The 13,678-nt window shown below is 68.2% G+C and carries 7 protein-coding genes; 3 read left to right on the forward strand and 4 right to left on the reverse strand.

Annotated elements, in window-relative coordinates; genetic code table 11:
• Window positions 1-15: 15 nt before the first annotated feature.
• The 3 genes from C0541_RS19690 to C0541_RS19700 all read right to left on the reverse strand — a co-directional run bounded on the left by C0541_RS19690 (window position 16) and on the right by C0541_RS19700 (window position 7,227).
• Entirely contained in the window at window positions 16-2,514 is a 2,499-nt protein-coding gene (locus C0541_RS19690; protein WP_115051048.1) for a ribonucleoside-diphosphate reductase subunit alpha, read from the reverse strand.
• Between the two features lie 859 nt (window positions 2,515-3,373).
• Complete coding sequence (locus tag C0541_RS19695; protein WP_115051049.1) at window positions 3,374-4,414, reverse strand: DUF475 domain-containing protein; 1,041 nt, start codon at window positions 4,412-4,414, stop codon at window positions 3,374-3,376.
• Window positions 4,415-4,518: 104 nt separating this feature from the next.
• Entirely contained in the window at window positions 4,519-7,227 is a 2,709-nt protein-coding gene (locus C0541_RS19700; protein ID WP_104584156.1) for a bifunctional acetate--CoA ligase family protein/GNAT family N-acetyltransferase, read from the reverse strand.
• Between the two features lie 198 nt (window positions 7,228-7,425).
• Between C0541_RS19700 and C0541_RS19705 the strand changes: the two genes are divergently transcribed.
• From C0541_RS19705 to C0541_RS19715, 3 genes are all read left to right on the forward strand, one after another.
• Complete coding sequence (locus C0541_RS19705) at window positions 7,426-8,211, forward strand: DUF4198 domain-containing protein (protein WP_115051050.1); 786 nt, start codon at window positions 7,426-7,428, stop codon at window positions 8,209-8,211.
• A gap of 141 nt (window positions 8,212-8,352) precedes the next feature.
• A complete protein-coding gene (locus C0541_RS19710; protein WP_115051051.1) occupies window positions 8,353-9,246 on the forward strand; it encodes an EF-hand domain-containing protein in 894 nt (297 codons plus the stop codon).
• Between the two features lie 147 nt (window positions 9,247-9,393).
• Window positions 9,394-11,733 carry a TonB-dependent hemoglobin/transferrin/lactoferrin family receptor gene (locus tag C0541_RS19715; RefSeq protein WP_115051052.1) on the forward strand — a complete coding sequence of 780 codons (2,340 nt, stop codon included), beginning with the start codon at window positions 9,394-9,396 and terminating at the stop codon, window positions 11,731-11,733.
• A 255-nt stretch (window positions 11,734-11,988) separates the two neighbouring features.
• Here the strand turns inward: C0541_RS19715 and mgtE are convergent, their stop codons facing one another.
• The gene (gene mgtE, locus C0541_RS19720; RefSeq protein WP_115051053.1) at window positions 11,989-13,356 is read right to left on the reverse strand and encodes a magnesium transporter; all 1,368 of its coding nucleotides are present in this window, start codon (window positions 13,354-13,356) and stop codon (window positions 11,989-11,991) included.
• Between the last annotated feature and the right edge of the window lie 322 nt (window positions 13,357-13,678).

A 13,678-nucleotide genomic window follows, 5' to 3' on the forward strand; every position in this document is an offset into this window, starting at 1 on the left:
GAAGCGCGAATGCGCTTAGCTACTGCACCACTCGCACTCGCTGATATCGATATCGTTGGAACGCACGTAGTACGTGGTCTTCAAGCCTTCGCGCCAGGCGGTCATATGCAGGTCCAGCAGGGTGCTGGCACGGATGGTGCTGGGCACGTAGAAGTTGAAGCTGATCGACTGGTCGACATGGCGCTGGCGACGCGCGTTCTGGCGCACGCTGGCGAACTGGTCGACCTTGTAGGCGCCCTTTTCGTAGTACGGCCAGGTGTCCAGCGACAGGCCCGGCGCGGCGACCGGACGACGGAAGTCCTTCTTTTCCTCGTAGTAGAACGCGCTGTAGATCGGGTCGATCGAGGCGGTGGAACCGGCGATCTGCGCGGTGCTCATGTTCGGCGCAACCGCCAGCATCCAGGCATTGCGCACGCCATTGACGGCCACCTGCGCCGACAACTCCAGCCACTGCGGGCTGTTGTAGTCGCGCGCACGGAAATACTCGCCGGTGTGCCAGTCGCTGCCGCGGAACACGCTGTAGGTGCCCTTTTCCTTGGCCAGCTCCATGCTCGCCTGGACGGTCAGGTAGTTGATGCGCTCGTACAGCTCGTCGCTGTAGTCCTCGGCTTCCTTGGCATTCCAGTGGATGGACTTCTGCGCCAGCAGATGGTGCCAGCCGAAGGTGCCCAGGCCGATGGCGCGGTACTTCTGGTTGGTGATGGTGGCCTGCGGCACCGGCAGCTGATTCAGGTCGATCACGTTGTCGAGCATGCGCACCTGGATCGGGATCAAGCGCTCCAGCACGTCGGCGCCCAGCAGATCGGCCTGGTCTGCCTGCACGGTGATCGCGCGGCCCAGGTTGATCGAGGACAGGTTGCACACGACGAAGTCGCCGGCCTTCTTGGTGGTGACGATCTGATTGCCGCTGATGATCTCCTGCATCATCCGCGTCGGGCTCATGTTCTGCAGGATTTCGGTGCACAGGTTGGACGAATAGACCATGCCCTCGTGCTTGTTCGGGTTCTTGCGATTGACTTCATCGCGATAGAACATGAACGGGTTGCCGGTTTCCAGCTGGCTGACCATGATCCGCTTGAAGATCTCGATCGCCTTGACCGTCTTGCGGGTGATGCGCTCGTCGGCAACCACTTCCTCGTACTTGCGACGGAAGCTGCTGTTGGCGTCGCCCTTCTTCTCGTCGTAGAAGTCCTGCAGGTACCAGCCCTTGATCCGCTTCACTTCGTGCGGATCGAACAGATACCAGTCGCCGCGACGCTCGACCGCTTCCATGAACAGGTCGGGGATGCACACCGAGGTGAACACGTCGTGCGCGCGCAGGCGCTGGTCGCCGTTGTTCAGGCGCAGATCCAGGAACGCCTCGATGTCGCGGTGGAAGATGTCCAGGTAGACCGCGATGGCGCCCTTGCGCTGGCCCAGCTGATCCACCGACACCGCGGTGTTGTTGAGCTGCTTGATCCACGGCACCACGCCGCCGGAGGAATTGGACACGCCGCGGATCGCCGAACCGGACGAACGCACATAGCCCAGGTACGCGCCCACGCCGCCGCCGTGCTTGGACACGCGTGCCACGTCGGTGTTGGAGTCGTAGATGCCCTGCAGGCTGTCGTCGACGGTGTCGATGAAGCAGCTCGACAGCTGGCCGCCGACCTTGCCGGCATTGGCCAGGGTCGGGGTGGCCACGGTCATGTACAGGTTGGACAGCGCCCAGTAGGCCTCGCCGACCAGCTGCATGCGGCGCTCGCGGCTGCCCTTGCCGTTGCCGATCTCGTCCTGCATCAGGTACAGCGCGATGGTCAGCCAACGCTCCTGCGGCAGCTCGAACACGCCGCGCGAGTTGTCGGTGGCCAGGTAGCGCGTGGCCAGCAGGTACAGGCCGTTGTAGGCGAACAACTTGTCGCGCTCGGGCTCGATCATCTTGCCGGCTTCGATCAGTTCGTCCTTGGAGTAGCGGCGCAGGATGTCATTGGAATAGACATTGCGGTCGGCCAGGCTCTCCTGCAGGCCGACGAACGAGCCGTACTTCTGGCTGGCGTCGTAGAAACGGTTGCGGCTGGCGCGCTTGTACAGGCGGCGCAGGTACAGGCGCGCGGCAAAGTGCTCCCATTCCGGGGTGGTCAGATCGACGCGGGCCTCGGCCTCGCGGATCAGGTGGTCGACCAGGTCGTCGGCGTTGACGCTGTCCTTGCGGTCGACAAAGCCGAACACCGAGCGCTTGTAGTCGGCCACGTCCAGCTGCGGGAATTCGGCATGGATCTGGTCGATCGCGCGCTCCAGGCGCTCCGGCTCGAACGGGATCCGGCGGTTGCCGGCCTCCTTGGTGATCCAGGTGGCGACGGCTTGTTCTTCGATGGTCTGTGCGTGCATTGCAATGGCTTGGCGGGGAGGCGGCACAACATCCGACGGGTCGGTCAGTTCCGGCGCACCGCAACCGGGTGCGCTGACACCGGCGGGACCGCTGGTGGGTGTTGCGGTAACGGCGGCGATCGCGGCAAGGGTGTCGTTGGTGGTCATGCGTCCTCCATGCGTAGGCACACGAACCCGGCTGGGGACGGGTTGCGGCCGGATCCGGACTCCCTGGACAGCGATGGCGGTGCGCGACGACCAGCACGCAGGACACGGGGTCCGCGGCGGCATCGCCTCACCAGCCATCTCCTTACCGGAGATTCCACGGCCGCCACCGCGCGGTGTGCTGTCGCGCAGTGGTCGGTGGCGAAACAACCGCGGCGCAACGAGACCACGCCGCCTGCTCCAGGCGAGGCCCGGATGGCCGTGATCGTTCGTTGCTGCCGCCGCGGAGAGGCGTTTGATCGGCAACCTGCTGCAAATCATGCTCTCACTGGTCCGGACGCCTTGGGGCGACCAACCACCGACTCCCCCAAGATAGTGGGGTCACCCGGAGGGGTCAACACCAAATGTAGGAAATTCCCCAAAACCCTTGCAGCACAAAGCACTGTCTGACGAACGGTCGATGCTGCCCCTTGGAACCCGCCAATTTGATTGCGCAGTCAAGACCCGGACCGACATTTCCGTCGGCCAGTTGGGTCCGGTTGGGTTGGCTGCGGCATGCATCGATGCTGAAGCCGGTCAGTTGGCCGTGACCGCCTCAAGCGGCACCGCACGCCTGCCGCGCCGCCCTGACGCCGGCGCGTGCCCAGGCTGCGGGAGCAAACTCGCCACTGCCGAATCCAGGTGTGCGCCGCCGCGCGCGCTATTGGACGTTGCGGTCGAGGGCCCCGGAGCAAGAACGCGCAGCGTCGAGGGCGCGGTGCCCTCACCGCTTGCGGGACACGCCATGAATGGCCGAGAAGGCGCCTTGTCAGCCCCTCCCAGAGGAACTACGTGACGCCTTGTGCGCAGCCCGTGCGCGGGATCAGATCTCGGTCGGGCCGACGTGGTGGCGCTTGCGGTAGCGGATCGAGGACCACACCGAGGCGGCGATGAATGCCACGCCGATCAGGCCGGTCAGCACTTCCGGTACGTGGTAGACGGTGCCGACCAGCATGATGATCGCCAGCACGCCGATCGCGTAATGGGCGCCGTGCTCCAGGAACACGAACTCGTCCAGGGTGCCCTTGTGCACCAGGTAGACCGTCATCGAGCGCACGAACATCGCGCCGATTGCCAGGCCCAGCATGATGATGACCACATCGCGGGTGATCGCGAATGCGCCGATCACGCCATCGAACGAGAACGAGGCGTCCAGCACTTCCAGGTACAGGAAGGCGGCAATGCCCGAGCGCTTGGCCGGGCCCATGCCGTCTTCGCTCTCTTCGGACTCGAACAAGGCATCCACGCTGCCCACCAGCAGATACAGCAGGATGCCGCCCAGGCCGGCGAACAGCACGCTCTGGAAGATGGCCTCGGGCAGGAACAGCTTGGTGCCCAGCAGCACCGTCACCGCCACGATCACCGACATCGCATCGGCCTTGCCCAATTTACCGACCAGCCGCTCCACCGGGCCGAGCCAGTGCAGCTTGCGCTCCTGGTCGAACAGGAAGTTCAGGAACACCAGCAGCAGGAACATGCCACCGAAGGCGGCGATGGACGGGTAGTTGTCGGTCAGCACCTGGCTGTAGCGGTCCGGCTCCTTCAGCGCCATCTGCATCACCGGCACCAGGCCCATGCCGGTGGCCACCGACACGATCACGATCGGGAACACCAGGCGCATGCCGAACACCGCGATCAGGATGCCGACGGTGAGGAACAGCTTCTGCCAGAACGCGTTCATGTGCTTGAGCACGCCGGCGTTGACCACCGCGTTGTCGAACGACAGCGACACCTCCAGCACACTCAGCACCAGGCATAGCCACAGCGCCTGCCACAGGCCCATCGACGTAGTGTGGCCCCACCAGGCGGCCAGGCCCAGGCAGATCGCTGTGACCAAGAACGACATTCTGAAATCGCGAAACATTGACACTCCGAGGCGGGCCGAGACGACAGCCGGATGGGTGGGCCAGGGCAAGGCCCGGCAGATCCGGCAGGCGGTGAAGAGGGGGACCGCGGCGTGACGCAAGGTCAGGCCGGGCGCGGCTCGCCCATTATAGGGAGTGTCACCGCCATCAGGGTCGCATCGTCCGGATCCGGGCGGACCCCGAAGCCCAGGCTCTGGCACATCGCCAGCATGGTGCGGTTCTCGCGCAGCACCTGGCCTTCGATCTGCTTCAGGCCCAGCCAGCGCGCGTACTCGATCATGATGCGCATCAGCTGCCAGCCAATGCCGTGGCCCTTGAGGTCCGAGCGGATCAGGATGCCGTACTCGCCACGCTCGTAATCGGCATCGGCATGCAGCCGCACCGCGCCGAGCATGTCGCCGGTCTTGGGGTCGATGGCCACCAGCGCGATCGAGCGCGCGTAATCGAGCTGGGTCAGCCGGGCGATGAACTCGTGGCTGAAGTGCTTGACCGACTGGAAGAAGCGCAGCCGCAGGTCTTCGTCGGTGACCCGCGCGAAGAACGCGCGGAACAAGGCGTCGTCCTCCGGGCGCACCGGACGCACCAGCGCATGCGTGCCATCGCCCAGCCCGATCTGGCGCTCCCATTCCTTCGGGTACGGAAAGATCGCAAAGCGCGGATGACCGCGGCCCTTGTGCAGCTTGCGCGCCGGCGCCACCGCCACGCGCGCGTCCAGCGCGATCACGCCATCGCGGTCGGCCAGCAACGGGTTGATGTCCAGCTCGGTGATTTCCGGGATGTCGGCGGCCAGCTGCGCCAGCTTGACCAGCACCAGCGCCACCGCGCGCTCGTCGGCCGCCGGCACGTCGCGGTAGGCCTTGAGGATGCGCGAGACCCGCGTGCGCCCGATCAGCTCGTGGGCCAGGCGCAGGTCCAGCGGCGGCAACGCCAGCTCGCGGTCGTTGATCACTTCCACCGCGGTGCCGCCACGGCCGAACACGATGGCCGGGCCGAACACCGGGTCGTCGGCGATGCCGGCGATCAGTTCGCGCGCCTTTGGCCGCAGCACGGTGGGTTGCACGATCACCCCCTCGATCACTGCATCCGGCAGCGCAGCGCGCGCGCGCGCCAGGATGCCGGCCGCCGCCTCGCGCACCGCCGCCACGCTGGACAGGTTCAGGCGCACGCCATCCACATCGGACTTGTGCGCGATGTCGCTGGACAGCACCTTCAAGGTCACCGTGCGGCCGACGGCCAACAGCGGGTCGGCCAGCAAGGCGGCCTCGTTGGCGGTGGCGGCCACCTGCAGCGGCACGATCGGGATGCCGTAGGCGGCCAGCAGGCGGTTGGTGGCGACCGGGTCCAGCCAGCGCCGGCCGGCCGCCAGGGCGTCGTCGACCACGGTGCGGGCAATGGCCGCATCCACCACGAAATCTTCCGGCAGGCTGGGCGGGGTCTCCATCAACGCCGCCTGCGCCTCGCGATAGCGCACCAGGTGGGTGAAGCCGCGCACCGCGTCCGATTCGGTCGCATAGGTGGGCACGCGCGCGGCATTGAGCGCGGCGATCGCCGCATCGTCCTGGCCCAGCCACACCGCAAACACCGGCTTTTCGCGCTGGTAGCGGTTGCGTTGGTCCAGCGCGCGGGTCAGCGCCTTGGCCGCATCGGCCGAGGAGGTGAACGCGGTCGGCACGTTGACCACCAGCAGCGCGTCGTTCTCCGGGTCGTCCAGCAAGGCTTCAATCGCCGCGGCATACCGCGGCCCATCGGCATCGACGATGATGTCCACCGGGTTGCTGCGCGACCAGCCTTGCGGCAACGACTGATCCAGCCGCTCCAGCGTCTTGGCCGACAGCTCGGCCAGGGTGCCGCCGCGCAGCACCAGCTGGTCCACCGCCAGCTGCCCCACCCCGCCGCCATTGCTGAGGATGGCCAGCCGCCGGCCGGGAAAACTGCCGAGCCGGCCCAGCGTTTCGGCGGCGGCGAACAATTCGTCCAGCGCGCCCACCCGCAGCAGGCCGGCACGTGCGAATGCCGCGCCGTACACCGCGTCCGAGCCGGCCAGCGCCTGCGCATGCGTATCGGCATTGGGATTGATGCGGAACTGGCGGCCCGACTTGACCACCACCACCGGCTTGGCGCGCGCGGCGGCGCGGGCGGCCGACATGAACTTGCGCGCATCGCCGATGCGTTCGACGTACAGCAGGATGGCGCGGGTGCGGTAGTCGGTGGCGAAGTAGTCGAGCAGGTCGCCGAAATCCACATCCAGCGTGTCGCCCAGCGACACCACCGCCGAGAATCCCACCGAGCGTGCCACGCCCCATTCCACCAGCGCGGCGGCAATCGCGCTGGATTCGGAAATCAATGCCAGGTCGCCGGCCTGCGGGCAATGCGCGGCGATGCTGGCATTGAGCCGCGCATGCGGGGCGATCACGCCCAGGCAGTGCGGGCCGAGGATGCGCATGCCCTTGGCCCGCGCGGCCGCCTCCATCCGCGCGGCCGGCGAGCCGGGGCCGCTGCCCAGCCCGGCGGTGAGGATGATCGCCGCGGCCACCCCGCGCCGCGCGGCGATGGAGACGATGCGCGGCACGATCCGCGCCGGCGCGGTGATCACCACCAGGTCCGGCACCCACGGCAGGTCGGTCAGCCGCGCCACCGTGCGCACGCCGTCGATCTCGGTATAGCGCGGGCTCACCCAGCCGATCTGCCCGGGAAACCCGGCCGCGCGCAGATTGCGCACCACCGCCCGCCCGGCCGAGCGATCGCGCGGACTGCCGCCGACCACCGCCACGGTGGTGGGACGAAAGACCTGCTGCAGGTGGTAGGTACTCATGGCGAAGAGACGGCGGGGAAAGCGGACACGGTACACGTCGGCCCGAGCGCACGTCATCGATCCCGCAGCGAGGAAGCGCGACGCGGCGCTTGTTATTGTTGTGAACGATTCGCATTTTCGTTAATATCGTGTGGTCAGCCAGCTTCCTGCGCCGCCGCGCGCCCTGCCGCCAGCGACCCACTCGGAACAGGGCCCCCCATGAAACTGCTGACCTTGTCGGCGCTGCTGCTCGCTGCCTCCGCCTCTGCGCACACCCCTTACCTGGCACCCAACACCTTCACGCCCCAGCCGGGCCAGACGGTCACGTTGGACGCGGCCTTCGCCGAGACCTTCTTCGTCCCGGAGGCGGCCTTCGACCAGAGCCACTTCCGCATCACCGGACCCGACGGCCGCGATGTCGCGCCGGCCCGGGTGCAGGCGCTCGACACCCGCACCGTGGTCGAACACCCCCTGGGCAAGCAACCCGGCAGCTACCGGGTCAGCACCGGCCTGCGCGTGGGTGCGCAGTTCCGCACCTGGGAGCTGGACGGCAAACGGCAGACCGTGCGCGACCCGAACGTGACCATGCCCAAGGGCGCCACGCTGCTCGCCAGCTTCCAGTCGCGCACCCTGGCCGACACCTATCTGAGCGTCGGCAAACCCGATCGCACCGCGCTGGCGCCGCGCAACCGTGGCCTGGAACTGGTGCCGGTCTCCCATCCCAACGACCTGTATGTCGGCGAGCGCTTCGTCTTTACGGTGCAGTACGACGGCGTGCCGCTGGCCAGGCAGACCGTGGACATCAGCGAGGCGGTCTGGACTTCCGACCGCACCCCGACGCTGGTCAGCCTGACCACCGACGCGGCCGGCCGCGCCACGATGCAGCTTGACCGCGCCGGCACCTGGCTGGCGCTGTCCCGCCACCGCACCCCGGCCCCGGCCGACGCCCCGGTGCGCGAGTACAGCAACAGCACCACGCTCACCTTCCAGGTGCTGGAGCCGTAGCGCTGCGCAACCGCTGCGGCGGTTGCATTGCCCCACTGGCCCGACTTCACCGGCGCGGCGTCTCCGCCCGGCGTCCCGACACGCCTGCAGGCCCAGCCAGCGCCACGGCCCGCCACCGTTTTCCCCCTCAAGAGGCAATCCATGAACACTGGCTCCCTGGCCGGCGCGTGCCTGTGCGCGCTGCTGCTTCCCGCAACCGCACTCGCCCAGTCCGGGCCGCGCCCGCTGCTCGGCGGTCACGGCAACAACGTGCAGGCCTTCATCACCCAGCACGACGACGACCGCGACGGCCGCATCACCGCCGCCGACTTCGCGGCCTTCCGCCGCGCCCGCTTCGACGCCACCGACCGCAACCACGACGGCAGCGTCGACGAGGACGAATACGTGGCCGAATTCCGCCAGCGTCGCCAGCAGGCGCTGGAGCAGGAACGCCGCGCGCAGGCCGCGCACGGCAGGCAACGCTTTGCCGCACTCGATGCCGACGGCGACGGACAGGTGGCGCGCGCCGAATTCGACGCCGCCGGTGCGCAGGACTGGGCACGCGGCCAGGCAGCGTTGACGGCGGCGGCCAAGGCCGCCCCTGGCGACAGGACGCTGGCCTTCGATCGCGATGGCGGCCGCCCGGGCATGCCCGACAGCGGCTCGGCCGAGGGCTTCCTCGCGCTGTACGACGAGAACGGCGACGGCAAGGTGGGCCGCAAGGAATACGCGGACCTGCGCGCGGCGCAGTTCGCCAGCGCCGACGGCAACCGCAACGCGGCGCTGTCGCCGGACGAGTACCAGGTGGAGTTCGAAGACCGCCTCAACCGTCGCCTCACCGCGCTCGAGCAGGCCGACGATCGCCAGGTGCATGTGCGTTTCAAGGTGCTCGACACCGACAAGGACCAGCGCATGAGCTTCGCCGAGTACCAGGCCTCGGGGCTGCGCACCTTTGCCCGCGTCGACCGCAACCACGACGGCGTGGTCGACGCCAGCGATGCCGCGCTGCCGCCGCCGGCGACCGCGCCGGCCACCACGCCGGCCCGGGCCGACTGACCTGCTGCGCGGGCCCTGGCGCCCGCGCGCCCTCCCCTGGCCCGCCGCCGGCGGGCCCACCCAGCCACGCGACTGCAGTGTTCTGCCGCTTGCAGCCAGGTCCGCGCCGTCCGGCGCTCCTTCCTCTTCCTGACTGTGGACTCCACGATGACCTCGACACCGACCCTGCTGGCCCTGGCGATCGCCACCGGCCTGGCCTTCCCGCTGCATGCCGAACAGGCACCGGCCGACGCCACCACCTTCGACCCGGTCGAAGTGAAGGCCGCGCGCGACAAGCGCGCCTCCGGCAACCAGAACGTCACCACCCTCGACACCGCGCAGCTGCAGCAGGAACAGGCCGAGAGCATGGAGGACCTGGTGCGCTACATCCCCGGCGTGAGCATCGCCGACATGGGCCGCTTCGGCGAGAACGGCTTCAACATCCGCGGCCTGGAAGGCGACCGGGTGGCGATGACCATCGACGGCCTGTCGATGGCCGAAGGCGTGGAGACCGCGCGCGACTACGAGTTCTTCCGCGCCGGCCGCGGCGGCGTGGACGTCGATGCGCTCAAGCGGGTGGACATCGTCAAGGGCGCCGATTCCATCAGTGCCGGCAGCGGCGCGCTCGGTGGTGCGGTGGTATTCACCACCAAGGACCCCTACGACTACCTCAAGGCCCAGGGCAACGACAGCCATGTCGGCCTGAAGACCGGCTACACCGGCCACAACGACCAATGGCTGGGCAACCTCACCGTCGCCAACCGCAGCGGCATCGTCGAATCGATGCTGAGCTACACCCGCCGCGAGGGTCACGAGTCCGAGGGCTGGTACTCCAGCACCGGGATCGACACCGGCAGCGCGCGGCGCACGCCCGACCCGATCGACAACGAAAGCGACAACGTGCTGGCCAAACTCGACGTGGTGCCGAACGCGCAGCACCGCGTCGGCGTGGTCTACGAGCGCAACCGCGCGCAGAACCGGGTCGACAATCTCAGCCGCGTCAGCGCCCCCAGCTACGCCGAACGCATCGGCGAGGACAGCAACGACCGTGACCGCTACGGCCTGCGCTACCTCTGGACGGCCGACAACGCCCTGTTCGATACCTTGCAGGCGCAGCTGGACCGCCAGCAGACCGAGAGCCGTGGCACCACCCGCATCCTGACCCAGAGCGGCAGCTCGAGCACGCCGGCCACAACCGCCACCACGCGCTGCACGGTGGCGCTGCCCTGCCGCCGGGCCGAGGACCGCGACACCGAGCAGACCCTGGACCGCATCGCGGTCGACTTCGACAAGCAGCTGCACGGCGGCGGCTGGTCGCAGGCGCTGCTGTACGGGGCAGCCTGGCAGCGCCGCAGCATCGACTACAGCGCGATCGACTACCGCTGGAACAACGCCGGCGCGCTGGACACCGCCACCATCGACCCGGCGCAGGTGCCCAAGACCGATGCCGACAGCTGGAACGTGTACCTGCGCGACCGCATCGGCCTGCTCGACGACCGCCTGCAGCTGACCCTGGGTGCGCGCTACGACCACTACCGCTATACGCCGACGCTGTCGCCCACCTTCGTCGACAGCACCGGCACGGTGCGCGAGGTGACGTTCTCCTCGCCCACCTGGCAGGCCGGCATCAGCTATGCCTTCACCCCGCAGCAGACGCTGTGGTTCCAGGCCGGGCGCGGCTTCCGTGCCCCGACCACGGCCGAGATGTATGCCCCGACCAGCATCACCGCGCTGACCCGGGTGGATACCGGCGCCACCATCAACGTGCCGACGGTGGCCGCCAATCCCGCGCTGGAAGCCGAGCGCAGCCTCAACCTGGAACTGGGCTGGCGCTGGGAGAGCGACTGGGCGCGCGTGGGCCTGTCGGTGTTCCGCGACCGCTACGACGACTTCATCCAGAGCGAGACCGTCACCGCCGATGCCGGCACGTTCTACCGCAGTTGCACCCGTGGCGTGTGCACCACCCGCAACGGCTACAACTACACCACCTTGCTCAATGTCGGCCAGGTCGAGGTCAAGGGCGTGGAGCTGGATGCGCAATTCAGGCTCGGCGATGCGTGGCTGCTGCGCGCGGCATGGACCCACAACCAGGGCGAGCTGGAAGACGGCCGCCCGCTGGACAGCATCAATCCGGATCGCGGCGTGCTCGGCCTGAGCTGGCAGGGCCTGGACGAGCGCCTGCGTGTCACCGCCAACATCACCCATGCGCTGGCCAAGAAAGCCAAGGACGTCAACGTGGAGAACGACATCTTCGGCGCTGCGGCCGAGCCGTTCCTCAGCGACGCCTACAGCGTGGTCGACCTGTTCGGCAGCTACCGTTTCAACGCGCACGTGCGCGTCAATCTGGGCGTCTACAACCTGTTCGACGAGCGCTACTACCAGTGGGCGCGCATCCGCAATGTCACCCGCGGCGATTTCTACCTGTACGGCTATGCCACCGATGACGGTATCGGCCGCTACAGCGAACCGGGCCGCAACCTGCGCGCGACGTTGTATGTGACGTTCTGAGGCGCGCTGACCGCGATTGCCGCGATTGCCGCGATTGCCGCGATTGCCGCGCATCGCTGCACGGTGGGCCGTGCAGCGAGGCGCGATGGACCCGCCGGTACGGCCTGGTCCGGCACCCGCTGCGTCGTGGCGAATGCCGATCCGCACACGCAACAACCGGGGCAGATGCCGCAGCACATGCGGCATCTGCCCCATCGCAGCCTGTGGCATGGCGGCGCGCAGCGACGCGCTCGCCACCGCCGACTGCCCGCGGCGCTACAGCAAGGTGCCGCTGAGGATCGCCGCGGCAATGCTGAAATAGATCACCAGGCCGGTGACATCCACCAGGGTCGCCACGAACGGCGCCGAGGCGCTGGCCGGGTCGAAGCCGAGCCGTTGCAGCACGAACGGCAGCATCGAGCCGGACAGCGAACCGAAGGTGACGATGCCGATCAGCGCCGCGCCGATGGTCAGCGCCACCATCTGCCAGTGCGGGCCGTAGTCGTACAGGCCGGCGGTCTGCCAGATCGCGATGCGCACGATCGCCAACACCCCCAGGATGGTGCCCAGGGTGAGCCCGGTGGGCAGCTCGCGCAGCGCCACCTTCCACCAGTCGCGCAGGCGCAGTTCGCGCAGTGCCAGCGAGCGGATCAGCAGCGAGGTGGCCTGCGAGCCGGAGTTGCCGCCCGAGCTCATGATCAACGGAATGAACAGGGTCAGCACCACCGCCCTGGACAGCTCGTCCTCGAAGTGCTGCATCGCGCTGGCGGTGAGCATTTCGCCCAGGAACAGCACGCTCAGCCAACCGGCGCGCTTCTTGATCATCTGGCCGAAGCCGATCTGCATGTAGGGCTTGTCCAATGCCTCCATGCCACCGAACTTGTGCACGTCCTCGGTGGATTCGGCGATCAGCGCGTCCAGCACATCGTCCACGGTGACGATGCCCAGCACATGCCCGTGCGCATCCACCACCGGGATTGCGAGCAAGTCGTGGCGGCGGATCAGCCGGGCAACTTCTTCCTGGTCCAGCGCCGGGTCCACCGTGACCGGCGGGTTGACCTGCGCCACCTCCAGGATCGGCGCATCCGGCGCGCCGGTGATCAGCCGGCGCATGGTGACCACCTGGGTCAGCACCCGGCTGTGCGGGTCGAGCAGGTAGATCGCATAGACCGTCTCGCGGCTGCGCTCCACCTCGCGGATGTGCTGCAGGGTGCGGCCCACGGTCCAGTCGGCCGGCACCGCCACGAACTCGGTGGTCATCAGCGCGCCGGCGGTGTTGGGCGGGTAGCGCATCAAGGCCTGGATCGACAGCCGCGCCTCGGCACTGAGCAGCCACAGCAGCGGCGCGCGCTGCTCGGCGTCCAGGCCGTGGAAGAGGTCGGTGGCGCGGTCGTCGGCCATCTGCCCGAGCAGGGCGGCGGCCTGCTCGGCCGGCAGCTGCGCGACCAGCGCGCTGGCGGCGTGCAGCTCGGGTTGTTCGAGCACCTTCACCGCACGCGGCTGCGGCAGCGCGGCCAGCACACGGGCGGCATCGTCGCGGTCGAGGGTGTTGAGGTATTCCACCGCATCGGCCGTGTTGAAGTCGGCCATGGGTGCGATCAAGGCATCGACGCCTTGGGCAAGGCGCAGGGTTTCGTTGTACATGGTGGTTCGCCTGGTGACGACCGTCGTCGATGACAGCCGGCGAACCTGAGCCTCAGGCGCGCGCCAGCTGGGTCATCGACCCGGGTCTAGGGTGACTGTCGCTGGACATGAGGATGGGCTCCGAAAGGTGCGTACCGACCGGTGATCCGGGCGGCAGCGCGGCGCAGTCTGCGCGCCTGTGCCCGCCTGGTCAATGCCCTGCGCAGGCCATGCTCAGCGGGCGTCCAGGCGGGTGCCGCAGCGCAGGAACTGTCATGCGGCAAGCAAGTGCATTGCACCCGGGCACCGGCCGTGCGCCATCGACCAGGAGGGTGTGTCATTG

This window comes from Xanthomonas arboricola, from assembly GCF_003353015.1.
Lineage (GTDB): Bacteria > Pseudomonadota > Gammaproteobacteria > Xanthomonadales > Xanthomonadaceae > Xanthomonas > Xanthomonas arboricola_E.

Coding starts and splice junctions, on each gene's coding strand:
- C0541_RS19715 (WP_115051052.1), top strand. CDS start 9,394: ATGACCTCGACACCGACCCTGCTGGCCCTGGCGATCGCCACCGGCCTG.
- C0541_RS19695 (WP_115051049.1), bottom strand. CDS start 4,414: ATGTTTCGCGATTTCAGAATGTCGTTCTTGGTCACAGCGATCTGCCTG.
- C0541_RS19690 (WP_115051048.1), bottom strand. CDS start 2,514: ATGACCACCAACGACACCCTTGCCGCGATCGCCGCCGTTACCGCAACA.
- C0541_RS19710 (WP_115051051.1), top strand. CDS start 8,353: ATGAACACTGGCTCCCTGGCCGGCGCGTGCCTGTGCGCGCTGCTGCTT.
- C0541_RS19705 (WP_115051050.1), top strand. CDS start 7,426: ATGAAACTGCTGACCTTGTCGGCGCTGCTGCTCGCTGCCTCCGCCTCT.
- C0541_RS19700 (WP_104584156.1), bottom strand. CDS start 7,227: ATGAGTACCTACCACCTGCAGCAGGTCTTTCGTCCCACCACCGTGGCG.
- mgtE (WP_115051053.1), bottom strand. CDS start 13,356: ATGTACAACGAAACCCTGCGCCTTGCCCAAGGCGTCGATGCCTTGATC.